This window comes from Micromonospora sp. RTBAU3-60, from assembly GCF_054963695.1.
In genome coordinates this window covers 13,545-38,821 of the sequence record NZ_JBUEGB010000021.1, presented here as the reverse complement: position 1 = coordinate 38,821, position 25,277 = coordinate 13,545, and the positions used below count along the sequence as shown (strand labels likewise).

Genomic DNA, 25,277 nt, shown 5'->3' with positions numbered 1-25,277 from the left:
GGGCATACGGCGGGCGGATCGGGTCCCATACGTCGGACCTCCACCAAGGTGGCCCTAAGGGCCCGACGTAGGCTCTGACGTGAGAAATGGAGCGGGCCGGGCCGGGCTACGGACGGCTCCCGGCAGCAGCGCGTCAAGGAGGGCACGTGGCCGGGCAAGGCGGGGTCACCATCATGTTCAGCCGCCCGTGTGACGGCGCTGAGCGAAGCGAGGTGCGGGCGTGACCAAGCAGATCCGTCAACTGGACCGGGTGGTCATCCGGTTCGCCGGCGACTCCGGCGACGGCATGCAGCTCACCGGTGACCGGTTCACCTCGGAGACGGCTCAGCTGGGCAACGACATCTCCACGTTGCCCAACTTCCCGGCCGAGATCCGGGCCCCCGCAGGCACCCTGCCGGGTGTGTCGAGCTTCCAGGTGCACTTCGCCGACTACGACATCCTGACCCCCGGCGACGCGCCCAACGTGCTGGTGGCGATGAACCCGGCGGCGCTCAAGGCCAACCTGGCCGAGCTTCCGCGCGGCGCGGACATCATCGTCAACACCGACGAGTTCACCAAGCGCAACCTGGCCAAGGTCGGCTACACGACCAGCCCGCTGGAGGACGGCTCGCTCACCGGGTACGTGGTGCACCCGGTCGCGCTGACCTCGATGACGATCGGCGCGCTGGCCGCGCACGACGTGTCCAAGAAGGACGCCGAGCGGGCCAAGAACATGTTCGCGCTCGGCCTGCTGAGCTGGATGTACTCGCGCCCGTACGAGTCGACGCTGCGGTTCCTGGAGCGCAAGTTCGCGGCCCGTCCGGAGCTGGTCGCGGCGAACGTGGCCGCCTTCCGGGCCGGGTGGAACTTCGGCGAGACCACCGAGGACTTCTCCGTCCGCTACGAGGTCAAGCCGGCCAGCATGGTGCCGGGCACCTACCGGAACATCACCGGCAACGCGGCGCTGTCGCTGGGCCTGGTGGCCGCCGGCGTCCGCTCCGGGCTGCCGGTCTTCCTCGGGGCGTACCCGATCACCCCGGCCTCGGACATCCTGCACGAGCTGAGCAAGCACAAGCGGTTCGGCGTGGTCACCATGCAGGCCGAGGACGAGATCGCCGCGGTCGGCGCGGCGCTGGGCGCGTCGTACGGCGGCTCGCTCGGGGTCACCACCACCAGCGGCCCCGGCGTGGCGCTGAAGAGCGAGACCATCTCCCTGGCCGTGGCGCTGGAGCTGCCGCTGGTCATCGTCGACGTGCAGCGCGCCGGGCCGTCCACCGGCATGCCGACCAAGACCGAGCAGGCCGACCTCAACCTGGCGCTGTACGGCCGGCACGGCGAGGCCCCGGTCGCGGTGATCGCGCCCAAGTCCCCGGCGGACTGCTTCCACGCCGCCCTGGAGGCGGCCCGGATCGCGCTGACCTACCGCACCCCGGTGATCCTGCTGTCCGACAACTACGTGGCCAACGGCTCCGAGCCGTGGCTGCTGCCGGACGTGGCGAGCCTGCCCGACCTGCGGGTCGACTTCGCCTCCCGGCCCAACGGCGAGGACGGCACCACCTTCCTGCCGTACCTGCGGGACCCGGAGACCCTGGCCCGGCCGTGGGCCATCCCGGGCACCCCGGGGCTGGAGCACCGGATCGGCGGCCTGGAGAAGGCCGACAAGACCGGCGACATCTCGTACGACCCGGCGAACCACGACTTCATGGTGCGGACCCGGGCGGCCCGGATCGAGACCATCCCGGTGCCGGACGTCGAGGTGGAGGACCCGGACGGCGACGCCCGGGTGCTGGTGCTCGGCTGGGGCTCGACGTACGGCCCGATCGGGGCGGCCTGCCGGGGCCTGCGGCAGCGCGGGCTCTCCATCGCCCAGGCGCACCTGCGCCACCTGGCCCCGATGCCGGCCAACCTCGGCGAGGTGCTGCGCGCGTACGACCGGGTGGTCATCCCCGAGATGAACCTCGGCCAGCTCGCCCACGTGATCCGGGCGAAGTACCTGGTCGACGCGATCGGCTACAACCAGGTCCGCGGCCTGCCGTTCACGGCCGCCGAGCTGGAGACGATGCTGGAAGAGGTCCTGAAGAATGTCTGAGCCCATCGCCCTCAAGCTCACCGCCAAGGACTTCAAGTCCGACCAGGAGGTACGCTGGTGCCCCGGCTGCGGCGACTACGCCATCCTGGCGGCCGTGCAGGGCTTCATGCCGGAGCTGAACATCCCCCGGGAGAACATCGTCTTCATCTCGGGCATCGGCTGCTCGTCCCGCTTCCCGTACTACATGAACACCTACGGGATGCACTCGATCCACGGCCGCGCCCCGGCGATCGCCACCGGCCTGTCGGTGACCCGACCGGACCTGTCGGTCTGGGTGGTCACCGGTGACGGCGACGCGCTCTCCATCGGCGGCAACCACCTGATCCACGCGCTGCGCCGCAACGTCAACCTCAAGATCCTGCTCTTCAACAACCGGATCTACGGCCTGACCAAGGGGCAGTACTCGCCGACCTCGGAGGTCGGCAAGATCACCAAGTCGACCCCGGTCGGTTCCGCGGACGCCCCGTTCAACCCGCTGTCGCTGGCGCTCGGCGCGGAGGCCACCTTCGTCGCCCGGACCATCGACTCCGACCGGAAGCACCTCCAGTCGGTGCTGCGGGCCGCCGCCGAGCACCAGGGCTCCGCGTTCGTGGAGATCTACCAGAACTGCAACATCTTCAACGACGGCGCGTTCGACCAGCTCAAGGAGCCGGCCACCCGGGACGACTACCTGATCCGGCTGGAGCACGGGCAGCCGATCACGTTCGGCAAGGACGGGCAGTTCTGCGTCGTCCACCCGCCGGGCGGCTTCGGGCTGGAGGTCCGGGACACCGCGGCCACCCCGGCCGAGGAGATCGTGGTGCACGACGCCGGCGTCACCGACCCCGCGTACGCCTTCGCGCTGTCCCGGCTGCCGGGTGCGGACCTGCGCAACACCCCGATCGGCGTGTTCCGCTCGGTGACCCGCCCGTCGTACGACAGCGTGGTGCAGGAGCAGGTCACCACGGCGAAGGCCAGCGTCGACGAGACCCCGGAGCAGCAGCTCGCCGGACTCCTGGCCAGCGGTGACACCTGGACGATCGGCTGACGTCGACGCTTCGGCGACCACGGAAAGGGCCCGCGACCACAGGTCGCGGGCCCTTTCGTTCACGCAGTGGCGCGATCCCGATCAGAAGACCAGGTTGTAGGCGCCCCAGCCGCCCATGATCGTCTTGCCGCGGGCGTCGATCCAGTTGCCGTACCCGTCGGTGGTGTACATGCGCATGTCGTCGACGCTGTTGACGCCCAGCATGTCCACCATGTTGTCGCCGTTCCAGTCGCCCGGGGTGAGGATGTTCTTGAACCCGCCCCAGCCGGTGCCGATGACCGTGCCCTTCGGGTTGGTCCAACCGCCCTGGCCGTCCGACTGGTAAAGCTTCAGGTCGCCGGTGGTGGTGCGGCAGATCAGCACCTCAAGGCCGTCACCCTTCCAGGCGCCGGGGGTGAGGAACAGGTTGAACGAGTTGTACCCGGTGCCGATCAGGGTGCCCTTCGGGTTGTCCCAGCCGCCCGCGCCGTTGCTGGTGTAGCGGACGAGGTCACCGTTGTCCCGGCGGACCATCAGGCTCGGGCGGTTGTTGCCCAGCCAGTTGTTCGTCACCATCAGGGCGGTGAAGCTGCCCCAGCCGGTGCCGATCAGCTTCGGGGAACCGGCGAAGTTGCCGGCGCCGTCGGTGTTGTAGATCCACAGCTCGTTGGCCGTGTTCACCACCATGATCGACGGCTTGTTGTCGCCGTTCCAGTTGTAGACCCGGAAGACCCGCTTGAAGCTGCCCCAACCGGTGCCGAGGATCCGGTCGTTCGACCAGAAGCCGCCGTACCCGTCGTTGCCGAACCCGCTGCCCACGAAGAGCCGCAGCTTGCCGGCCGAGTCCCGGGCGATCAGGTCGGTGTGGCCGTCGCCGGTCCAGTCGGCGTTGACCAGCGGCGGCCGGGTGAAGTCCGCCTTGATCGAGTCGGAGTAGTAGCCCAGCTCCTCGTAGAAGCCCGGGTGCTCACCGCAGTTGCCGTAGCCCCAGTCAGTGAGGCCGACCTGCTTGCCGTTCACCAGCAGCGGGCCGCCGGAGTCGCCGCCGCAGGTGTCGGCGGACGGCGTGGTGGGCGTGCCGTTCCCGGCGCAGAGCATCCGGTTGGCGTCGTACCCGATGCCGGCCTGGTTGGCGTCGGCGGCACAGTAGGTGTCGGTCTGGATCGGCACCGACGCCCTGCGCAGCCGGGTGTCGCCCGGGTCGACGTTCTCGTCCGAGCTGGTGACGCCGTACCCGACGATGTCCGCCATGTCGCCGGCCGTGTACGCCGTCTCGCCCTGCGCGCTGAAGGTGATCGGCGTGTACTCGACCGGCAGGTCCTTCTTGAGGGTGAGGACCGAGACGTCGTCGAGGATCGTGTCAGCTGTCTGGTCGTACTGCGCGGCGATGTTCCAGCCCTGGTGGGTCCAGGTGGAACCGACCTCCGCGACGTAGCCGGCGGTGGTGATGATGTTGCCGTTGGCGTCGAGAAGCTGGTCGTGCCCGGCGATGACCCGGGTCGTGCCCGCTCCGTCAGCGGTGCAGTGCGCCGCCGTCAGCACCTTGTTGGGGGCGACGACGGTGCCGGTGCACCAGCCGATGCCGGTGTCGAGGTAGGTGACGACACCGACGATGTAGGGGTGGTCCGCCGCGCTGACGGTGGTGCCACCGACGATCCGCGGAGTCGCGCCCGTGCCCTTCGACTGGAACCGGGGGCCGTACGCGCCCGGGGCGGGCGGGGTGAACTTCCCCTCCCGGAAGTGCGGCAGCTTCGTCGGCCGTTCGGCTTGGACGGTGCGCGCGTCGGACGCTCCGCCGGCCGGGGCCGCCTGGACGGCGGTGCCCGGCGCGACGACCGCCGCGCCGCCGAGTGCGATGCCGGCCAGGATTCCGGCCGCTCGCCGCCGTCGGGTTCCTGCAGTTTCTGCCTCTTGAGCCACTAGTTATCCCGTCGTTTGGTTACCGAGGCACTCGAAACTGCCGTCCTGGCACGGCACCTGGGAGGTCGCGAACGAGACACACGAGGTCAATGAGCTCGCGTGACAGTGAATCCCCCGTGCCCGGGCCAAGGAAGTGGCGCCGGCGACCCGATTGGTTGCCGCGCCTCCGTTGGCAGTTCCAAGCGGCCAAACGCTAGCAAGCAACCACGGAAAGATAAAGATCCAAGTGGTTGTTCGTGGATGTCCGACCGTTCACCTGATCAGTGGGTGGCGGCCGTCGCCTGCGGGCGGTCGTCGCGGACGTACACGACCATGTCGCCGGTCTCGATCTCCGCGCCGGCCCGATCGGTGAGCGTTACCACCCGGCCCCGCCGGACCAGCGCGATCACCAGCGAGTCCAGCTCGCGCGGCGACCTGCCCACCTCGTCGCGCTCCGCCGAGCGCATGGCCAGCGCCATGCCCTGCCCCGGGGTGAGCAGGTCCTCCACCACGTCGATCAGCGGCGGGGCGGAGGTGGAGAGGCCGAGCAGCCGGCCGGCGGTCGCCGAGGAGACGATCACGTGGTGCGCGCCGCTCTGCTTGAGCAGCGGCGCGTTCTCCGCCTCGCGCACCGCCGCGATGATCCGGACCTGGCCGGCGGTGAGCTGCCGGACGGTCAGGGCCACCAGCACCGAGGCGTCGTCGCTGTCGGTCGCGATGATCACCGCTCGGGCCGTCCGGATGTGCGCCTCCTCCAGCACGGACGAACGGGTCGCCGAACCCTCGATGGCGACCAGGCCCGCCGAGGTGGCCTGCCGCAGCGCGGCGGCGTTCCGCTCCACCACCACGATCCGGGACCTGTCCGTGCCGTTCTCCAGCAGCGCGGACACGGCGCTCCGGCCCTTGGTGCCGTAGCCGCAGATGATCACGTGGTCCTTCACGGTCCTCCTCCACCGCGACAGGCGACGGCCGGTCCGGTACTGCTCGGTCAGGACTTCCAGGGTGGTGCCGACCAGGATGATCAGGAAGAGCACCCGGGCGGGGGTGACGAACAGGACGTTGACCAGGCGCGCCGAGGGGGTGCCCGGGGTGATGTCGCCGTAGCCGGTGGTGGAGAGCGAGACCACCGCGTAGTAGAAGCAGTCGAGGAGGCTGAGCCCGTCCTCGTTGACGTCGCGGTAGCCGTCGCGGTCCAGCCAGACCGCGGCCACCACGGCGAAGACCAGGCCTAGGGCGGCGAGCAGGCGCAGACTGAGCGCGCTCAGCGGCCCCCGCCGTTGCGCGGGAAAATGGATCACCGTCGGTCCCGCCCCGCCACCGTCGCCTGCACGAGCACAAGATATCGGTTGCGGCGCGTCCCGGCCTCTCGGGTCGCCGTGGACGCCCACGTGCGCTGGCGGGCCGCCGGACGGGGCATGATGGGGACGTCCCGGTACGACGACCGCGAGGAGGCCCGCATGTCGTTGCTGCGACGGGTGATCGGCGGGGTGCTCCGCCGGGTACGGCTGCGGCAGGGCCGCACGCTGCGCGAGGTCGCCCAGGCGGCCGGGGTGTCGCTGCCGTACCTCTCGGAGGTGGAGCGCGGCCGCAAGGAGGCCTCCTCGGAGGTGCTGGCGGCCATCTGCCGGGCCCTCGGGATCCACCTCTCCGACCTGCTCGAGGAGGCCCGCGACGAGCTGCGGCGGGTCGAGCGGCGGACGCCGGTGACCTCGGGTGTGGCGCTGGCCCGGCTGGACCGGGTGCCGGCCGCGCACGGCCCCCGCACCGGCCCCCACCTGCGCGTGGGGGGTGGGCCCCGGCTGCACGCCCGGCGTCCCGCCCTGGCGGCGCCGCTCCTCGGCGGGTCGCTGGGGCTGCCCGAGACCGCGCTCCCGCTCAACGGCGCGGGCCTCGGCCACCCGGCGCCGATGACCGTCGGGTCCGGCACCCGGATCTGGCTGATCCCCACCCCGGCCGAGGCCCGCCGTCGTCCGCGTACCTCGGCGACGCTGGCCAGGCGGCGGGTCCGGTCCGGCCGGCGGCGGCTGACCGCCGCCTAGCTTCGGCCGGTTCTGCCCACGGCGGATCTGCCGGGGGCAGAAACCCTGGGCCTCCGGCCACCGTCCGCTGGACGCTGGAGGCCGCCGGTTCCCGGGGCGGTTCGTCGCCCGCCGGTGGCACGGAGGGTGGTCAGGTCATGGGGTACGGCATCTGGATGCTTGACGAGGGACAACCGTCCTTCGGCGACCGGGTCTTCGAGCGGCTGCTCAAGGAGCGCATCATCTTCCTCGGCACCGAGGTCACCGACGCCTCGGCCAACCAGATCTCGGCGCAGATCCTGCTGCTCGCCGCCGAGGACCCGGAACGGGACATCTTCCTCTACATCAACTCGCCGGGCGGCTCGGTCAGCGCCGGGATGGCCGTCTACGACACGATGCAGTACGTCAAGAACGACGTGGCGACGCTGGCGCTCGGGATGGCCGGCTCGATGGGGCAGTTCCTGCTCTGCGCCGGCGCGGCCGGGAAGCGGTTCGCCCTGCCCCACTCGCGGATCATGATGCACCAGCCGTCCGGCGGGTTCGGCGGCACGGTCGCCGACATCACCATCCAGGCGGAGAACATGCTGCACGTGAAGCGGACCATGCAGGAGTTGATCGGCCGGCACAGCGGGCGCACGTTGACGGAGATCCAGCGCGACTGGGACCGGGACCGCTGGTTCACCGCCGAGGAGGCCCGCGAGTATGGCCTGATCGACCAGGTCGTCAGCAGCGCCGAGCAGCTCACCGCTTGACGCCCGCCGGCCGGCACTGGACGACCGGCCACGGCCGGCGTCGGACACGCCCCCTCGATCGCGTCCGACACCCGTCGTGGGTGGCCGCGACGTGCCAGTCCTCGATACTCATCGGAGCCTATGGGCGGTACGGCGTCCACGCACGGTGGAGCGGGCGCCGCGCCTTCCGGCGAAATTTTGTTACATCACCGGGTGCGCCGCGCCCGCGCCCGGCTCACGGGTAACTGACCACCGGGCTGGTGCCGTACGAGCCGACGACCGGGGTGCCGGCCTCGTTGACGGTGCGCTCGATGCCGCCGCTGCCGTCGAGGAAGACGGTGATCGCGTCGTGGAACCGCACGCCGGCCCGGCGCGGCGCCTCGATCGCCCTGTCGCAGCGGATGTCCACGTCCTGGTTGAAGTAGGAGTAGACGCCCAGCCCCCAGGCCTCGTGCGCGCGGACGTGGTCGGCGACGTGATACGACGCCCAGCCGTTGCCGGTCGGGCTGTGCCAGGCGGCCTGGCTCGGCGGGTCGTACGGCAGTTCGCTCTGGTAGAACACGGTTCGGCCGCGCTCGCCGTTCCAGACGGTCTGCCACCGCTGGTAGTGCTCCACGAAGAGCCCGTACGCGGTCACGTCGTCGCCGTTGACCACCACGCCGGTGCCGGCGGTGTTGACGCTCCAGCCGATGGTGCCCGCCTTCCCGTGGTCGCCGCGCCAGGCCCAGATGTTGTCGATCAGGGTGTGCCGGCTGTTCACCACCAGGCTGGTGGCCGCCTTGCCGGCCGAGGGACCGCCGATCCGGAAGAAGACGTCCTGGAGTGAGATCGGGTTGGTGGCGTGCGACCGGTCGCTGTTCCGCCTGCCCACCTCGACCAGCACCGCCGACTCGACCGGCCCGGCGTCGACCAGCACCCCGGCGACGCGTACGCCGTCCACGTCCTCGATGCGCAGGGCCGCGTCGCCGGTGGTCGGGGCGAGGCTGGGCATGCCGAGGCCGAGCACGACGGTGTCCGGGTGCGTGACCCGCAGCGCCCGGTCGAGTTGGTAGACGCCCGGGGTGAGCAGCAGGTGGCGGCCCCGGGACAGCTCCTGGTTGATCCGCCGCGCGGAGTCGGTGGGCTTGGCGATGAAGAAGGCGGACAGCGGCAGCGACGGCACCGGCCCGGCGCCCGCGCCCCAGGTGGTGCCGGCGGTGTCGTGCCGGAGCCCGGGTACGGCCATCCGCCAGCGGCCCGCGCGGTCGACGAAGAGGTACGGCTTCTCCCGGGTCACCGGGCTGGTGGGCAGGGTGGTGTACGGCGGGTTCGGGAAGCCCTGCGCGGGCGCGCCGAGCACGCCGGAGAAGACCTGGTTCCAGACCCCGTTGGTCCAGTCGCCGCCGAGTTCGCTGTCCCGGGTCAGCCACTGCTGCTGGGAGCCGTTGATGGTGATGCCGTCGATCTTGGAGTCGGCGATGTACCCGCCGCTGGAGTAGCCGCCGTTGCCCGGCTCCAGCCAGAGGATGCCCTTGATGTGCACGCGGCGCATCGGGGACGCCTGGGAGACCGCCCATTGGTTCGACCAGTCGGTCGGGGTGACGGCGAGGTTCTCCACCGAGCGCCAGAAGTTGGTGAGGGCGGAGATCCCGGCCGGCGAGTTCGGGTCGGGCTGGCCGATCACGCGTACCGCGCCGTGGACCTCCACGTCGTCGGGGTGGGCACCGAGGCCGGCGACGGTCGTGTAGTAGCCGAGCGTCGCGGTCACCTCGTACCGGCCGGGCTTGAACAGCACGGCGTACCGGTCGGCGCCCATCTCGTTGCGTTCCTGCACGGCGAAGAGGCGGTCCAGGGTGGACTGGATCTCGGCGGTCGGGGTGGTCGGGTCGTACACGAAGACGTTCGGTCCGAAATCGGGCTCGGCGTGGTCGGGATGGTCGGGCGCCGCGGCGGCCGGCAGCGCCGGGAGCCCGAGGGCGGTGAGCGACGCGGCCGACGCGGCGGTGAGGGTGAGGAAGCGGCGGCGGGAGGGATCGAGTGGTCTCATCTGCCTGCCCTGTCGGTGGTGGGGTGGGGATCGACCGGGAGAGCCGTGAGAGCGCTCTCCCGTCGGACGGTCCTGTTCCTATCCCATCGACGTCGATCGCGCCAGGGTGCGCCGGTTCCGGAACTCTCAGCGGGCGTCGTAGCGGGCCCGGGCGGCCTCCACCTCGTCGAGGTGGGTGGTGGCCCACGCCTCCAGGCCGGCAACCAGGTCGAGCAGGCTGCGACCGAGGTCGGTGAGCGCGTAGTCGACCCGAGGCGGCACGCTGGCCTGCACGGTACGGGTGACGATGCCGTCGCGCTCCAGCCCGCGCAGGGTCTGGGTGAGCATCTTCTGGCTGATCCCGTCGATCCGCTCGGCCAGCTCGCCGTAGCGCCGCTCCCCGCCGGCGAGGGTGAGCACGATCAGCACGCTCCAGCGATCGCCGATCCGGTCGAGGACCTTCCGACTGCCGCAGTTCCGGTTGAACGGGTCCGCCTGCACGGCTTCACTCTCTCTCAGTGCGTACCGAACTTCAAGGTGCCTACTCTCCAACGGGAAGTAAGGCTGCGATGTTCCCGTTGCTGTGCGAAGACAGTGTTCTCAGCACACACAGGGGGTTCCCATGTCCATCGTCGTCACCGGCGCCACCGGCCACCTCGGCCGCCTGATCGTCCAGTCGCTGCTCGACCGGGGCGTACCGGCCGACCAGATCGTGGCCCTCGGCCGCGACGTCGACCGGCTGGCCGGCCTCGCCGAGCGCGGCGTGGTCACCCAGCGCGCCGACTACGACGACGCCGAGTCGATGCAGGCCGCCTTCGCCGGCGCGGAGAAGCTGATGTTCGTCTCCGGCAGCGAGGTCGGCCGCCGGGTGCTGCAACACGGCAACGTCATCACCGCCGCCAAGGCGGCCGGTGTCGGGCTGGTCGTCTACACCAGCATCGCCAAGGCGGACACCTCCAGCCTGGTGCTCGCCGCCGAGCACAAGGCGACCGAGCAGCTGATCCTGGACTCCGGCCTGCCCCACGTCTTCCTGCGCAACAGCTGGTACCTGGAGAACTACACCGGCCAGCTCCCCACGTACCTCCAGCACGGGGTCGCGGGCGCGGCGGGCGACGGCCGGGTCAGCGCCGCCACCCGCGCCGACTACGCCGAGGCCGCCGCGATCGTCCTCACCACCGAGGGACACACCAACCGGGTGTACGAACTGGGCGGCGCGCCGTTCACCATGACCGAGCTGGCCGCCGAGGTCTCCCGGCAGAGCGGCAACACCGTGTCGTACCTCGACCTGCCGGTCGACAAGCTGACCGAACTGCTGGTCGCGGCCGGCATGCCCGAGGGGTACGCGGCCGTGCTCGCCGACGGCGACCGCGGTCTCGGCCAGGGCGACCTGCAGGTCGGTGACGACCTGGCGAAGCTGCTCGGCCGCACCCCGACCACCCTCGCCGAGGCGATCCGCGCCGCGCTCTGAGGTGCCCGGGAAGCGGGGTCTCAGCACACGCTGGGCCCCGCTTCCGGGCTCGGCGGTTACGCCCGCTGGGCGTGCCGCCGGACCAGGTCGTCGACGAGCACCTGCACGTAGTCGGCCGTCTCCTGCCAGCAGGTGACGGCGTGGCACTGGATGCCCATCGCCTTGACCGGGTAGTCGTTGCCGCCGTGGTCCAGCCGGTCACCGACGAAGAGCACGTTGTCGTGCTTCAGGTCCAGGCACTCCAGCAGCTTGCGCATGCCGTACGCCTTGTCCACGCCCTTGCGGGTGACGTCGATCGAGGTGGAGCCGCCGCCGCGTACCTCCAGGTCGGGCAGCTGCTCGGCGACCGCGTCCCGGAGCCGCTTCTTCTTGCTGCCGTCCGGGTCCCAGCCGTACTTCTCGGCCGGCGGGGCGGACTGGCCGAGCGCGGAGAACGTGATCTGGCTGCCCCGGTCCTCGATGATGTCGCCCCAGGTCCGGTCCTCCCAGAGGCCGAGCGCCTGCGCCGACTCGGTGAGCGCCGCGACGATCCGGGCCTTGTCCGCCTCGCTGAGGTCCTCGGCGTAGACCAGCCGCCAGTCACCGTCCTGCCACCGGTAGTAACGGGTGCCGCAGGTCGGCATCAGGTGCAACCGGACCAACTGCTCCTCGGTCAGCTCGAGGTGGGCCAGCACCTGCGCCTCGAACTGCTCGAACCGGCCACCGGAGATGATCAGGACGTCCACCTCGGTGAGCAGGTGGCCGAGGAGTTCCGCCATCCGACGATCGATCTGCGACTTGGATACCGCCAGCGTGTCGTCCAGATCGAACGCCACCACTCGAAGATCGTTCATCAACAACCACCATGTCGTCGCGGGCAGGCCAGGACTAGCAGGGTACCGACGGTGACACCCTCCGCGAGCCGCGAGTCCGGAACGTGACGCTACGCAGTCCTCCCTCGCGGAGCGTAACAGCGATCGAGTGGCCGGGGGCCCGGACGACGGGTCAGCAGCCGATCGGCGTCACGCGGTCGAATCTGGTCGAAGTTCCGGAGAGCGCCCACGTGGCCGCGGCGAAGCTGGAAGGCTGGCGGAGAGCACCGGGCCGGCAGGCCGGCAACCGTGAGGAGACACCGATGGTGGATCGCGACGACCTTCCCGCGCCACGGCAAGGGCTGGTTGTCACGCACTTCCTGACCGTCCGGGACATCGCGGTCTCGCGGAAGTTCTACGCCGACATCTTCGGTGGGCAGGTGGTCCTGGCCGAGAACCCGACAATCGTCAAGATCGCCAACAGCTGGCTCATCATGAACCCCGGCGGTGGACCCACCCCGGACAAGCCCGACATCACGCTGACCCCACCCGAGCCGGGCGACCCGGTGTCCGCGTTCCTCAACGTCCGGGTGGCCGACATCGGCGCCTTCTACGCCGACGCCCGAGCCAGGGGCGCGCAGTTCCTGACCGAACCGCTCGACCGCAAGGCCGAGCTCCGCTGCTACCTGCGCGACCCCGACGGCTATCTCATCGAGATCGGGCAGGCCACCGGAATGCTGCAGGGCGTCTACGCCGACCAGCCCGCCAGTTCGAGCTGAACCCGTTCCCACCCGCGCGGAAGCCGATCGGCGTCCGCCGTGCTTCGGCCCGCCGGCGAGCAGCGGTGGACACGGGACCGGAATCCTCGGCGCTCGCCGGTCGCCATGGCCAGTTGCTGTGCTCGGGATCAGGTGTGTGCGCTCAGGATGGCGCAGTCGTGGTCGGCGGCGGCGAGCAGCGCGGCCGCTGTGTCGAGCTGGCCGGTCTCGCGGCAGCTGACGGCGAGCGCCCTCCAGTTGAACGGATCAACGGTCAGCACCGCCGCAGCCGGATGGTTGACCAGGAGGTCCAGCCGGGTGAGGTCAGCCCCGGACCTGGATGCCTCAGCCAGGCACATCACGGGTAGCCCGAAGAGGCAGCCCTCGTCGGCAACCGCCGCGATCGCTTCGCCCACGGCGATCGAGCCGTTGGCGAACGCGAGCATCGCGGATGTGTCGAGGATGACCCGGATGGAGCGCTCATTCAGCGGGCGGGTGCGGACGGGCTGGTCCGGATGCCTGGCTCTGGCGGATGAACGGCGCCCGGGTTTCCGCTGTCCCGGGAAGCGCCACATGGGGTAGGTGGTGGTGCCGCCGGGGAGGCTGAATGGTTCGTGGGGGACGTAGCCGTGCCGGGTGTACAGGTCCAGCTCGGCAGTGGTTGTCGCCTCGGCGTAGGTGGGGAGCAGAGCGTGGCCCATGCGGACGTTGCTGGTGGCGAGCAGGGTGGCGGCGCGCCTGGTCCGGTGGGGAACGGATGCCACGCTGAAGAACGCCAGGTGGTTGTGGGGATCGGCGGGCCGGTGGGCGCGCAGGACGTCGTCGAGGTGAAGGAATCGGTCCAGGTAGTCGCCGCAGGCGACGGCGAGCCGCTCCCCATAGCCCTTCGGCGGTGGGACGGGACCGTACCGGTGCAGCCACACGGCGGCGGCGGAATGATCCTGCAGGAGGTAGGCCTCGCCGAAGAGCAGAGCGTGCTCGGTCCAGACGCGGATGACCGCGGCGAGCACGTCACGTCGGCGTCGTCCCTCGGGTACGAGCCACGCGCCGACGGCGCTCTCGGCGAAGGGGCCGACGACAAGATCGACGATCTCGGGGATGTCTCCCCATCGGGCACGGCAAACGGGCGGCGTGTTGCTCACGGACCTCTCCTGATAGTGGGCGTGACCGGTCACCGGACGGCGGTCGTTGCGGGTTTCATGCGCGCTCTGGCTCGGGCGGGTACGTCCTTGCTCTTCGGCCGGCCCCGCTGGCAACCGCGGACGGGTGGCCAGGGACGGCGCCAGCCAGGGTCAGGCGTGGCCATGCGGGCGGGTACCGGGCCGCAGACGGCAGCGACGATTGCGCCTCCTGCCAGCGGCATCACCGGGCATCGCGGCTGTGCTCATCCGGCGGGTGGGAAACCGGCACCGGACCTGCCCGGGCAGGCCGCGCCGTGCACACCAGCCGTGCCGTTCCGCCGTTCGCCCGGGCGGCCGGGATTCTCAGGCGGGTCTGGTGTCCGGTTGGCTCGACCGGTGCGCCAGCTTGTCGCACTGGCCGAGGCGGGAGCCGACGAGGTGCAGGTCTGGAGACCAGGAACGAGGTGACGCGTCCGCGGGGATGCCCGTCCCGGCGACGGCGGAGCCGGTTCCGGCGGTGCTGGCCGGGGCGGCAGGCGTCTCACCGGCGGTTCCCCTCGGCTCGCCCGGCCAGGGCGCCTGCACCACCTCGCCGATGCCCGCTGGCACCTCATCGCGGCCTGCCAGCTTGGACGGAACTTCCGGTGACGGGGCTTGCGGGTCGACAACGACGACCGGCAGCGTAGGGCGGGCGATCGCGGCAGGGGTGGCGGCCGTCGACGCGTCCCGGACCGGAGTCGGCGCGCCGTCGACCGGAGCGCCGGGAGAAGCCGGAGTCGCAGCGGGTGCGCCGATGATCGGCTGGGTCAGTTCGAGCACCGGGGCCAAGGCGGGAGGCAGCACGTCAACGATCGGCTCCGCCACCGGCCAGACGACCTCCCCGACCGGCTCCAACAGCCGCGTCTCGGCGATCTTTTCCACCAGCGGCGACGTCAGGTCCACGACCGGACGCGTCACCGGGATGAGCGCCTCGGCGTCCCTCGCCACGCCCGAAGCTGCCGCGGCATCCTCCGCTTGGTGTGCCTCCGCCCCCGCCAACGGCTTGCCGGTAGGTGTTCGTGCCGGTGTCGCCACGGCTGTCAGCGCCTGGCCCAGGTTCGCAACCGTCACCTCAGCGCCGGCGAGGGCTGGTTGACCGTCGGTGGGCGAACCAGCGGGTGCGGCGGAAGGCGTCGTGATCACGGGACCGCCGAGAATCGATCCGCCGGCGTCGAGCAGCTGACCGAGCGAGCAAGGCTGGGCCGGCTCGACAGCATGAGCCGCGTCCTCCACCACCGCTTCGTGCACGCCCCACATGACAAACGCGCCGCCAACCAGGAATGCCCCGTGCAGCGTCCACCGAGCCAGTCGGCCTCGACACCACGACAACGGACACCTCCGAGCGGAACACCTCATCCTTACGCCAAGGCCTCAATTCTGCCTTTGTGGCCGCACGGACACCCGCCGACACACCGACGAATCGATACTCAACGAAGCGCGAGAAGGAAAGCGGCTGGCACGAGGCCGGGCCGCCCTGTCGGTCAACACGACGAGCTGACGCCCCGCGATCGGTGGCGCGCGCCACATGACCGCGCTGTCACACGGATCGGGTCGCCGGCATCTCCATGTTCGACAGGAGGCCGCGCGAACGATGCACGCGGCGAAACTCCACGAGCGGGAGGCTGGTATGGATGCGCACACCACACACCGGAAGATCGCGCTGATCACGGGAGCGAACAAGGGGATCGGCCGCGCGACCGCCGAGCAGTTCCGTACTCGACATCGCGCCGGTCCTGGTGCCCATGACCGCTACCTGTGTGGCGTTGCTGTTCGTCGGCGCGGCGGCCGTGCGCCTCCGCCGTGGCGAGAGTGCCCGACCTGGTCTATCTCGCCCTGGCCGCCTTCCTCGCATGGGGCCGTTTCGGCCCCGAGTCCTTCACCGGCTGACCCGGCGCGCCGTCTGACCGCCGCTGCTGGCATGGCTCGACCAACAAGCCGGTCCGTGCAGCCGTGACCTGTTCGATGTGACAAAGGAGAAACCAATGAGTGACTTTCAGACCATCGCGGATCGCGTCGAGATCGAGGCGCTGCGCGGAGAGTTCACCGACGCGGTGATGATGCGCGACTACGACCGCCTCGCGTCGCTGTTCACCCCGGACGGCGCGCTGCGGATGCCCAACATCCCGGCCGAGCTCATCGGCCAGGCGGAGATCCGCGCCTGGGGCGAGCGGGTACCGGATTTCGTTGACTTCCTGGTGCAGAACACACACCCGGGCACGATCGCTCTTGACGGCGACACCGCATCCGGCCGCGCGTACATGTCGGAGCTCGGGCGCACCCGCGACGGCCGCCAAGGGCTGAACTACGCCATCTACCACGACCGCTACCAGCGCACCGGCGACGGCTGGAAGTTCGCCGAGCGCGTCTACGAGGTCCGGTACGAGGACAGCACACCGCTGGCGGGCTCGCCGCCCAGCCAGGCCGACCGCTGACCGTCGTGCCGTGCTGGCACGCACCAAGGGGCGGTGAAGACGGGAGGCGCGACCGTGCGGGCACGAAGGCCGATCGTGGCACAGCCCGTTCATCGCGGGCGCCTCCCGCCCTGGCCCAGTGCTGTCGCCGTTGCTTGATCGGGGCGCGCCCACCCGGCTGGGGCGATCGAGCAGATGCTGGCGCTGTCAGGACGTGCTCGGCCCGGCAAGCTGCTGTCGGGTGGCCTCCGGCACCTCCAGGAGGGCGACCTCGCGTAGCCGGCGGCGCTGCCCACCCGCAACCGCGACCTCGACGATGATCACCGTGAGGCAGATCGCGGCGAGGATGGCCAGTACGTCCAGCGCCGGCATCCGTCTGACGATCAGGGTCAGCCCGACGAGCAACGCCGCGGCGGAGACGCGAGGCCAGATGATCGTGGTCACCAGGCGCGCCACTCGCAATTGGAAGCCGACCTGGGCGAGCAGGAAGAGCACAACGCCACCGTAGAGGGCGTAGAGGGCGACGCCGGGCAGCGCCGTTTCCGGGCGGTAGCTCTCGGGTGACCCGTAGCCCAGCTCCTTCTTCAGCCCAAGGGCGAGGATGATGATGCCGACGATCATCGGCAGGTGCAGGTAGGTGTAGGCGTCGCGGGCGAGCTTGGGCCGCTGCTCGGGCGGGCAGTGTTGCAGGGACTGCTCACCGGCGAGAGCCACGACGTCGAAGTAGATCCAGGCAAGGGCCGCGGCGAGAGCGACGCCGAGCAGGGAGGACAACAACAGCGGCCAGGACGCGGGCAGGCGGGAGCCGGCCAGACCGACCGAGATGACCGACTCGCCGAGGGCGATGATGATGATCAGTGAGTGCCGCTCGGCCCAATGGGAGGCGGAGAAGATTCGGCGTTGCGGTAGTGGCAGACCGATTCCGATCAGGTAGTCGATCACGACGGCGAGCACCCACAGCCCGATCTGGGCCAGGTTGATCTGCTCGGCGCGGTCGAAGATCCACTGCGGTACGAACGCGGCGGCCAGAATGAGACCAGGCCCGGCCAGCATCGACGCCCCGAGCACCGCCATCTGCAGGCCGCGCGTCGTTGGCAGGCAGTACCAGCGCAACGCCAGCAGCAGCGAGCGCACGATGAGATAGCACACGGCGAACACCGGCGGCCCGTTCAGGCCGCCGGGAAGGTCGGTGAACGCCTCGGCGGCAGTCACCGCGAGCAGGAACAACACCGCCATCACCGTGAGAAAGCCGACCCGCACCACGCCGAAGTCGGCTCGCACCCGGGTGGTGAGCCAGGCAGACACCGACCAGGCAGACCACAGCACGGCCAGCACGAGCACCCCGCGGACCACACCTCGGCCGGTGAAGTTGTTGGCCATCAGCGTCGTGACCTGAATGAACGCGAAGACGAAGACGAGGTCGAAGATGAGTTCGGTGGTGGAGACGCGGGTGCCTTCCCGTACCCGCCACACCCCTCGCGGCATCCGGTCCGGTCGCATCGGATCTACCTGCCTCGGCACACGGCCAGTCTGGCAAGCGAGCCGCGAAAAATATCGAGATTTGTCCCCCAATGCGACTCAAGCTTCGGCTGGCTTGTTGACCGGGCCTGCGCTGGTGGGAGTGGTCGGGTGAGGTGACCATCCGGACCTGACAGCCGGGCCGTAGGCGCCTCGGGTGGGCCAGCTGTGGTCATTGCCCAGGCCCGGCCGAGCGGGACGACGCAGGTCAACGCGGGCCACTCCCTGACATCCCGGCTCGACGGGCAGGTCGCTAGACTGAGCGCTCGCGCCCTCGTAGCTCAGGGGATAGAGCAACGGTTTCCTAAGACGCTGCTCGATCCGCGTTCGCAGGCTGACGACCTGCATCTCCCCTGGAGCCTGCCTGGGGTGCGCCGGTCGGAACCGACAAACGCTGTGCTCGTCAGCCGTAGATCAGCACGTTGGGCATAAAGCCCGCTTCGACCGTCACGGCGGGTGGCCTGGGGGTGTGACGGTGTCTCGCAATCTTCTGATCGGCCATCAGGTAGGTGACACGGCCTACCGGATCTGCAGGAGGCGAGAGTCTGTGCCCGAGGACCTCCGGGGCACGGTGGAGAATTCGGCAGCGCCACATGCCCAAGAGGTCCTCGCCTAGAAATTCCATGGAAAGTGCACGTCGTAGGGAGATACACGGCGATGTCATCGCCTTGAAGGCGAGCCCCTAATCCCCTACCACTTGCGGAGGTTGAAGAGGTCGGACATCACCGCCTGCACTAGCTCCCAGGCACGAGCAGGATCGACACGTCCCGTACTCGCCCCTGTATAACGGCTGGTGCTGCGAACGAGGAGCAGGGTACCCACCCATCCCACAAGGATTGACATGACAGCGAGCGGAAGGAGCACGAGGACGAGCGGTTCGATCACCTCTTCCCCTCCCAGTCGCACGAGCAGCATCAACGCGACCAGGAGCGGAAGGGTCAGCAATCCGATTCGGAGTCCGAGAACAGCGGCCCGCCACCTCCCGCTCTGTCGGATCTCTGATTGTGCCGCTCGATGATTCACTGCAGGTCACCCCTTATTAGTAGTGGTAAAGGTAGAATGCGTCCGAGCATGACATACCGCCACTAACCGCGTAAGCGAAGGGTGGCACAGGCGTGAACTCCGCACCGACGCCTAATGCGGCTCCGCCCTGGTAGTTCCCCTTGAAGTCACTCTCCCCGCTTATGGAACCCACGAGGCCCTCACCGGCCGCGACTTGGGCATACGGATTGCAGCCACCCTTCTGCCCAATTCGCTGATTCGAGTAGTTGACTCCGAGCGTGACATCAGCGCCGGCACTCGGCCCCGCACCGAGCTTGTACCCGCCACCGAGTCCCCAGCCAACGTCGTCGAATTCCAGGCATCCCTCCAACGAGGCGGCGCCCCCCATGATGGCCCCGACACCGAGGCAGATATTGATCGTTCCAAAAGGTTCGTCTATCGACTCAGGTTCTGGAGCCGAGTTGTGACACGGCGCCGTGGCAGAGTTGAAGTCAGGCAGCAGTTGGCCGCAGTCGTTTCGGTATCCACCACTGACGGGGCAACCCAAAGCGACCGTGGGACCCAGACACTGCCGAGGATCAGCCGGCACGGGAAACAGAATAGGATTTGGCTCCCAGAGGGTCGTATTGCAGTTATAGCAATGCAGTTTGTTCGGCGCTGGGCGCGTCAGGTGGCGCGGCTTGGTCAGATCCCTAGAGCCAGAGCACCGGGGCCAGCACGTCGGGTTTTGGGCCTTGTTCTCGCGGTTGCCCTCCTCGTTTCCGACCTGATAGTCCGGGCAGCTCGCGACGGTTAGGCAGTCGGTGTCGATGAGGCCACTGGGATCACTGAATGTGGCCGTGTTGCTGTTCGAATACGTGTAACCGTTCCATTGTTGGGGGTCAGCCATATCCATGACAGGGTCGATGCTGAGGAATCGTCCGATGAAGGGATCGTACTCGCGGGCGCCGAGGTGCGTGAGGCCAGTGGGGTCTTGGGTTCCGCCGACGAAGCCCTTGTCCATACCGGTGGCCCAGGTGCCCGTGGTGGTGCCGCGTTGTTCACCGTAGGGGAGCATACGGCGTTTGGCGATGGCGAGGGTGGTGGCGTTGATGGTGAGTTCGGCGGTGCCGTGGTGGTCGCTGGTGATCCAGCTGAGGCTAGCTGCGGTCCGAATGGCGATGGGTTGGCCGGCGTGGGTGTAGTAGCGGGTGGCGGTCTTGGCGGTGGTGCTGGTGGTGTAGCGGACTTCGGTGCCGCCGGGGAGGTAGAGGGTTTTGCCGGTGGGATCGGTGCGGATGAGTCGGTTGCCGTCGGCGTCGTAGATGTAGCTGGTGGTGGCGGAGTCGGTGGAGCTGAGAACCTTTCCTTCGCGGTCCCAGGTGAGGGTTTGGGTGGCGCCGGTGTTGGTGGGTCGGGTTTTGGTGTTGCCAGCGTTGTCGTAGGTGTAGTTGCGGGACCAGGTGGCACCACCGCTGGCGGTCACGTTCGTGGCGGCATGCGGCCTGGCTGCGCCCGCCGCAGGGTAGGTGTAGGTGTAGGTGGTGTTCGTGGCACCGTGGCGGAGTTCGGTTTTGCGGTTGCCGTCCGGGTTGAGGGTCCAGGTGTGCCAGTACGGGTACGCGGAGCCGTCAATCTGGGTCCAGGCGGCCGGCTTCGTGGTGCAGCTGCCGGTTTCCGGGGTCCAGGCTTCGGTCATGCGGCGCAGGTAGTCCACGGTGTAGCACTGGTGGTCGGCGACGCCGCTCTTGGGGGTGTCGTGGATTTCGGTGATGTTGCCGGCAGGGTCGTAGGCGTAGTTGTAGTTGGCTGCTTCGGCTTTGAGTTCGGGGACGATATTGGTGCTGGTAAGTCTGCGGGTGGGTTCGTCAATGTTCGAGGTGATGGCGACCCGTGAGCCGTATTGGCCGAGGAGGCGTTGGGTGAGCTGGCCGAGCTTGTCGTAGGTGGCGGTGTCGACGTAGATCTGGGATGCCGACAGCAAGCTGCCCGGGTCACCGACGTCGGTGTAGCCGATGGTGAGCTTCTCGGAGGGGAGGTCGGCGGCCGCGGGCATGGTGACCTGGTAGGGCTGGCCGTTGGCCCGGTAGCTGGTCGTGGTGGTGTAGGTGCACGTGTTGGGGCTGGCGGCCGCGCACAGGTTCGACTCGGTGGTCGGCAGCACGATGGAGTTGGAGGTGGGCCGGCCGTACGTGTCGTAGGCGTCGACCCGGGAGATGTATAGGTTGCCGCTGACCCAGCGGACGGTGGAGGTGAGCTTGCCCTTCCCGTTGGGCAACGTGTCGTACACCCACTGGGCGCGGAGAGGACCGGTGGTGCTGTTGTCGCGCATGGCGGTCTTGCGGCCGAGCTCGTCGTAGATGTAGCCGACGGTGGCGGTGCCGCTGCCGAGGGGGCTGGTGGTGGTTTCGACGTTGCCGGCGGCGTCGTAGGTGGTATCGGTGGTGCCCTTGTCCGGGTCGACAGATTGGGTTTGGCGGCCGCGTAGGTCGTAGCTGTAGGACCAGACGTTTGCGCCGGTGACGTCGGTGACGGTCTTGAGCTGTCCGAGCAGGGTGTGCGTGTAGGTGGTCTTGTCGAACTTGGTGGTGTCGTCACTGCCGACGTCGGCGCGGTTCTTGTACTGCCGCAGAGTGACGGTGCGGCCTTGGGCGTCGGTGATGGTGGTGGTGGCGGTGCCGCCGAGCGGTGGGGTGGTGTGGACGCGGTCGCCGCCGTAGGTGGTGGTGGTGCGCCACTTTTCCGCACCGTTGGCGAGCAGGATCTGCGCGGTCTGTCGTCCTGCGCCGTCGTAGGCGTATTGGGTGATGGAGGGGATTTGACCCTGCGGTTGTGCCAGGGCCTTGTCGTCAGCGGCGGCGTTGGTCTCGTCGTAGTAGGGGGCGGAGGTCCAGGCGGTGGCGCCGAGGCTGTTGGTCAGGGATTCGGTGATGGTTCGTCCGCCGCCGGTGGCTTGGAGTTGGTTCTGCCGCAGGCGCAGGAACCCGTCGTAGAGGTTCACCGATTTCCGGTATGCCGTCCCGGTCGGCAGCAGGGTTTCTGTGGTGACCGCGGACGGTCCGCCGCTCTTGCGCACCTGGTAGGTGAACTTCATGCTCGGTGTCTGGGTGGCCCTGTCGCGGCCGGGGATCCAGGTGTTGGTGAGCCGGCCGAGCCCGTCGTAGGTGAGGTCGGTGACGGCGTTGTTGGCGTCGGTGGCCTTCGTCGGGGACCCCCACGCTGGCTCGATCAGCGTTTTGACCGTGTGGCCCTTCGCATTGGTCACCGCAGTCTGGGTGATCAGGCCGCCGTTGGCGGTCGTGTAGTCCGTGGTGGTCGTGTAGCCCCGCGGATCAGTAACCGACTTGACCCGGCCGTACGCGTCGTAAGTAGTGGTGGCGGTGCGGGTGTAGACGGGGGTGCTGCCGTTGAACTTTTCGAGTTCCTCTGTGCGGACGACGTTGCCGTCGGTGGGTGCCTTCCCGAAGGACGTGTCGTCGACGTAGGTGTCGTAGAACGCCCGGGACCGGTTCAGCACCGTGGCCGGATCGGCCGGGGTTGGGGCGCCAGCGCACCGCACTGACAGGGTTTCGGTTTGGGAGGCCCTGTCGATCATCCAGATGCTGTCGTTGCGGGCGTAGGTGGTGCGGGTGCAGGTGTCGTCGGTGGTGATGGATTCATCGCCCTGGTCTTCGACGGTGATGGGCAGGCCACCGTCGGGATCAAAGTTGGTGATGGTCTTGGTGTAGCGGTAGCCACCTGCGGCGAGGGCGGTGCGGGTGCGAGCGATGTCGGTGTTGGTCATCCAGGCCCGGGCGGTGATGCCGTTACGGCTGCGGGTGGCGGTCGGCCCGTTGATCCACGGGTCGTTGCGGGTGGAGGACACCTCGGCGCCGCCGGACCCGTTGTAGGTGATGGTTTGCAGCTCGAAACCCTGCAGGGCTTCGTGGTCTTCGATGGTGCCGCCCCAGGAGTCGGCGACCCAGACGTCCTTGACGCCGCTGGCGGCCTTGTCGCCGTCGAGGCCACGCAGGTATCGGTGCTCGACGGCGGTTTGCTGCCCGGCGGGGTCGCCGTGGCGGACGGTGACCTTGCCGTAGCCGCGCCAAGCGCTCCAGGTGCGGTACTTGTCCTTGGTCAGCTCGTCCGTGTTGTACGCCCAGGCCGGGGTGTCGTAGTCGTACTGCGTGACCTCGGTGGGCTGGTCGGTGACGGTGTCGTCGAGGTCAATGCGGGTGACGACATACTTGTGGAACCAATCCTCGCTCAGCTCTTGGCCCCCGGGAGCGTAGAAGGAGGGCATGCACCGCTTCGTGTTGCTCGCCGGCGAGGGCAAGGTGGAGCTGGTGCAGTCCGGCCCGGAGTAGCTGATGATGATGTCTCCGCCGGATTCGGTGTGCACGGCCTTGATCCGCCAACGGTTTAGGGACGATCGCGAGTCGGCGGGGCCGTCGACGCGGTTGGGCAGCGGCTGAGAGCCGGTGTCGAAAGTGATTTCCGGGTCGGAGACGGCCGTGCCGCCGGCGGTGGTGACGTGGCCGGTGCGGGTGATGCCGCGCAGCCACATCGGGGTGGACTCGCCGGTGCCGGCGTTGATGAACTCCTGCCGCAGCGACCACGACTCCACATCAGCGTAGGTGGAGGTGCCGTTGCGGGTCTGCGCGGTGACCTTCGTCAACCGGCGGGCCGTCCAGAAGGTCGGAGAGCCCTGTTCGGTGCACTGATCGCCGGCCTTGCAGAACTGGTCCCACGGGGTGTCGAACCAGTTCGCAGTCACCGGATCTGAGGTCCACGCCGCGCCGGTCCAGCAGCTGGCCAGGCATCGTTCGGCGGTGGTGAAGACGAGCCGCAGCGGTGCGGCCTGGGTGTATTCGGCGTCCTGGCGCATGCCGTACTCGATGCGCTGCAGGTAGCCGCCGCGGTCGTAGGTGGTGCGCTTGGCGGGGTCGTTGTCGCGGGCGTAGGCGCCGGTTTCCTTGCCGTAGAAGTAGGCCATGCTGTTGGAGTTCGGGTCCACGACGTAGTCGAGGTTCCACCGCCACGCCTGAGTGCAGTAGGCGTTGGAGAACGTCGAGTCGTAGCAGGGCTCGCCGGAGTTGTTGCCGAAGACCGGCACGGTCCACACCGAGTCGGTGACCGGGTTGCCGCTAGTCCAGCCGGGCAGCTTGTGGTAGCCGAAGTAGTACTGGACTCCGTCGGTGGTGGTGACCTTCCAGTACTCGTTGTCGTTGTCGCCGTTGTCCCGCACCGAGCTGGTCAGCTTCTCGATCTTGGTGCCGTCGTCGTTGCGCAGCCGCCACACCGACCCGTCCTTGATCAGCTCCCCGGCGTGACCGTTGAGCGAGAGGGTGGCGTTGTCGCTGAACCAGCACTGGTCACCGGTCTTGTGATCCGGGTTGTCATCGGCGCAGGACTGGTACTTGCGTTCGATAAAGCCGGGCCAGGAGTCCCAGCCGTCACCGATCCAGGAGCCCTGGTTGTTGGTCAGGGCGGTCTTCCCGTCGATGCTGCCCGAGGAGTAGGCGAAGCTGATGTCGGGGGCGGGACCGCCGAGCGAGGGCGGCACACGCAGCGGGTAGGACCAGGAGAAGTCACCGGTCTGGGTCGACACCTGCCACTGCCCGGCCGGCGACAGGCTGGTCGCAGTGTAGTCACCGCTGTCCCCGGACGCCGCGGCCTCGGCCGCCAGCAGCATGGGGGTGCTGCCAGCGAGGGAGATGTCCGTGGACAGGAGGCTGTCGGGGGTGTCGTTGACCGTTGCCAAGGGGGTGCGCTTCTGGCAGGACGGCACCTGCGGGGTGGTCAGCGCACAGGCCGGGAGAGCCACCAGTCGCAGCCGGGAGCCCCAGTCACCACCGAAGGCGTCCGCGAACCCGGCATAGTCCACCTGCAGTCCGGTTCGCGCGGCGCTGGCCTTGCCGTCGGCGCGGCTGACCGACATGAGCAGGCCCCGCACCCCGGCCTTCGCCGTCGCGGCCCGGTCGTGCACCGTCACCTTCACGGAGTCGATCGCATCGGCGGCAGACCTGGCACTGCCACCGGACGGCGCCGAGATGGTGACGGGAAGCGTTCCGGCACGTGCCCGTACGGGCCCGGTCAGGCCCGCCCGCGTGCTTTGGGCGGTGGCGCCGGCAGCGATCACCTGGGCGAGATCGGCAGTGCTGGTGCCCGCAGGCCACGCGATCTTCTTGGTGCCGGTCATCACGCTGGAGGAGGCGTGGTAGGAGCGGCTGGTGCCGGGCTTGGCGTCACGCACCAGCACCCCGGCGGCCTCTTTTGGCTTGGGCGGCGTCCAGTTCGGTGCCGCTTCCGCTCGCTGCACCTGCTGGCCCAGCGCGGTCGCTGTCAGCACGACCGACAGACCGCCGGCCAGCAGCGCTGACCGCCATACTCGATGATGAAAGACACTGACCCGGCTGCGGCCGGAAGCTGTTCCACTCACCACGACGCTCCCCATGCGTACAGACGAAGACTTGGCCGGCGT

17 protein-coding genes are annotated in these 25,277 nt (G+C 69.1%); 7 read left to right on the top strand and 10 right to left on the bottom strand.

Annotated features, from left to right (window positions below; translation table 11 throughout):
- The first annotated feature begins 220 nt into the window (after window positions 1-220).
- Both ACY34I_RS21215 and ACY34I_RS21210 read left to right on the top strand, forming a co-directional pair.
- The gene (locus ACY34I_RS21215) at window positions 221-2,068 is read left to right on the top strand and encodes a 2-oxoacid:acceptor oxidoreductase subunit alpha (protein WP_148796850.1); all 1,848 of its coding nucleotides are present in this window, start codon (window positions 221-223) and stop codon (window positions 2,066-2,068) included.
- On the top strand, window positions 2,061-3,095 hold the full coding sequence (locus ACY34I_RS21210; RefSeq protein ID WP_462756729.1) for a 2-oxoacid:ferredoxin oxidoreductase subunit beta: 1,035 nt from the start codon (window positions 2,061-2,063) through the stop codon (window positions 3,093-3,095). The genes ACY34I_RS21215 and ACY34I_RS21210 overlap by 8 nt, the downstream gene beginning before the upstream one ends.
- Window positions 3,096-3,176: 81 nt before the next feature.
- Here ACY34I_RS21210 and ACY34I_RS21205 read toward each other — a convergent pair whose 3' ends face one another.
- Together ACY34I_RS21205 and ACY34I_RS21200 are read right to left on the bottom strand one after the other, a co-directional pair.
- Complete coding sequence (locus ACY34I_RS21205) at window positions 3,177-4,994, bottom strand: trypsin-like serine protease (RefSeq protein ID WP_462756728.1); 1,818 nt, start codon at window positions 4,992-4,994, stop codon at window positions 3,177-3,179.
- Between the two features lie 260 nt (window positions 4,995-5,254).
- The gene (locus tag ACY34I_RS21200; RefSeq protein ID WP_462756727.1) at window positions 5,255-6,271 is read right to left on the bottom strand and encodes a potassium channel family protein; all 1,017 of its coding nucleotides are present in this window, start codon (window positions 6,269-6,271) and stop codon (window positions 5,255-5,257) included.
- A 159-nt stretch (window positions 6,272-6,430) separates the two neighbouring features.
- On the opposite strand from ACY34I_RS21200, the gene ACY34I_RS21195 reads away from it, so the two are divergent.
- Entirely contained in the window at window positions 6,431-7,012 is a 582-nt protein-coding gene (locus ACY34I_RS21195; protein ID WP_462756725.1) for a helix-turn-helix domain-containing protein, read from the top strand.
- A 137-nt stretch (window positions 7,013-7,149) separates the two neighbouring features.
- The gene (locus tag ACY34I_RS21190; RefSeq protein WP_462756724.1) at window positions 7,150-7,743 is read left to right on the top strand and encodes an ATP-dependent Clp protease proteolytic subunit; all 594 of its coding nucleotides are present in this window, start codon (window positions 7,150-7,152) and stop codon (window positions 7,741-7,743) included.
- Between the two features lie 214 nt (window positions 7,744-7,957).
- Here the strand turns inward: ACY34I_RS21190 and ACY34I_RS21185 are convergent, their stop codons facing one another.
- Together ACY34I_RS21185 and ACY34I_RS21180 are read right to left on the bottom strand one after the other, a co-directional pair.
- The gene (locus tag ACY34I_RS21185) at window positions 7,958-9,748 is read right to left on the bottom strand and encodes an adenylyl cyclase (protein ID WP_462756723.1); all 1,791 of its coding nucleotides are present in this window, start codon (window positions 9,746-9,748) and stop codon (window positions 7,958-7,960) included.
- Between the two features lie 126 nt (window positions 9,749-9,874).
- On the bottom strand, window positions 9,875-10,228 hold the full coding sequence (locus ACY34I_RS21180; RefSeq protein WP_148796860.1) for a winged helix-turn-helix transcriptional regulator: 354 nt from the start codon (window positions 10,226-10,228) through the stop codon (window positions 9,875-9,877).
- A gap of 121 nt (window positions 10,229-10,349) precedes the next feature.
- Between ACY34I_RS21180 and ACY34I_RS21175 the strand changes: the two genes are divergently transcribed.
- The gene (locus tag ACY34I_RS21175) at window positions 10,350-11,195 is read left to right on the top strand and encodes an SDR family oxidoreductase (RefSeq protein ID WP_462756722.1); all 846 of its coding nucleotides are present in this window, start codon (window positions 10,350-10,352) and stop codon (window positions 11,193-11,195) included.
- Window positions 11,196-11,251: 56 nt separating this feature from the next.
- Here the strand turns inward: ACY34I_RS21175 and ACY34I_RS21170 are convergent, their stop codons facing one another.
- Entirely contained in the window at window positions 11,252-12,028 is a 777-nt protein-coding gene (locus tag ACY34I_RS21170; RefSeq protein WP_148796863.1) for an HAD-IIB family hydrolase, read from the bottom strand.
- Window positions 12,029-12,309: 281 nt separating this feature from the next.
- Here ACY34I_RS21170 and ACY34I_RS21165 point away from each other — a divergent pair, with 281 nt between their 5' ends.
- Window positions 12,310-12,765 (top strand): VOC family protein, encoded by a 456-nt coding sequence (locus tag ACY34I_RS21165; protein WP_148796865.1) that lies wholly within the window; start codon window positions 12,310-12,312, stop codon window positions 12,763-12,765.
- Window positions 12,766-12,893: 128 nt separating this feature from the next.
- Here the strand turns inward: ACY34I_RS21165 and ACY34I_RS21160 are convergent, their stop codons facing one another.
- From ACY34I_RS21160 to ACY34I_RS21150, 3 genes are all read right to left on the bottom strand, one after another.
- The gene (locus ACY34I_RS21160) at window positions 12,894-13,886 is read right to left on the bottom strand and encodes a PIN domain-containing protein (protein ID WP_462756721.1); all 993 of its coding nucleotides are present in this window, start codon (window positions 13,884-13,886) and stop codon (window positions 12,894-12,896) included.
- Between the two features lie 342 nt (window positions 13,887-14,228).
- Window positions 14,229-14,852 (bottom strand): hypothetical protein, encoded by a 624-nt coding sequence (locus ACY34I_RS21155; RefSeq protein ID WP_462756720.1) that lies wholly within the window; start codon window positions 14,850-14,852, stop codon window positions 14,229-14,231.
- A 589-nt stretch (window positions 14,853-15,441) separates the two neighbouring features.
- Window positions 15,442-15,648 carry a hypothetical protein gene (locus ACY34I_RS21150; RefSeq protein ID WP_462756719.1) on the bottom strand — a complete coding sequence of 69 codons (207 nt, stop codon included), beginning with the start codon at window positions 15,646-15,648 and terminating at the stop codon, window positions 15,442-15,444.
- A gap of 238 nt (window positions 15,649-15,886) precedes the next feature.
- Between ACY34I_RS21150 and ACY34I_RS21145 the strand changes: the two genes are divergently transcribed.
- Complete coding sequence (locus ACY34I_RS21145) at window positions 15,887-16,336, top strand: nuclear transport factor 2 family protein (RefSeq protein ID WP_462756718.1); 450 nt, start codon at window positions 15,887-15,889, stop codon at window positions 16,334-16,336.
- A gap of 186 nt (window positions 16,337-16,522) precedes the next feature.
- Here the strand turns inward: ACY34I_RS21145 and ACY34I_RS21140 are convergent, their stop codons facing one another.
- Together ACY34I_RS21140 and ACY34I_RS21135 are read right to left on the bottom strand one after the other, a co-directional pair.
- Complete coding sequence (locus ACY34I_RS21140; protein ID WP_462756717.1) at window positions 16,523-17,815, bottom strand: low temperature requirement protein A; 1,293 nt, start codon at window positions 17,813-17,815, stop codon at window positions 16,523-16,525.
- Between the two features lie 1,057 nt (window positions 17,816-18,872).
- Window positions 18,873-25,250, bottom strand: a complete 6,378-nt coding sequence (locus ACY34I_RS21135; RefSeq protein WP_462756716.1) for an RHS repeat domain-containing protein — start codon at window positions 25,248-25,250, stop codon at window positions 18,873-18,875.
- Between the last annotated feature and the right edge of the window lie 27 nt (window positions 25,251-25,277).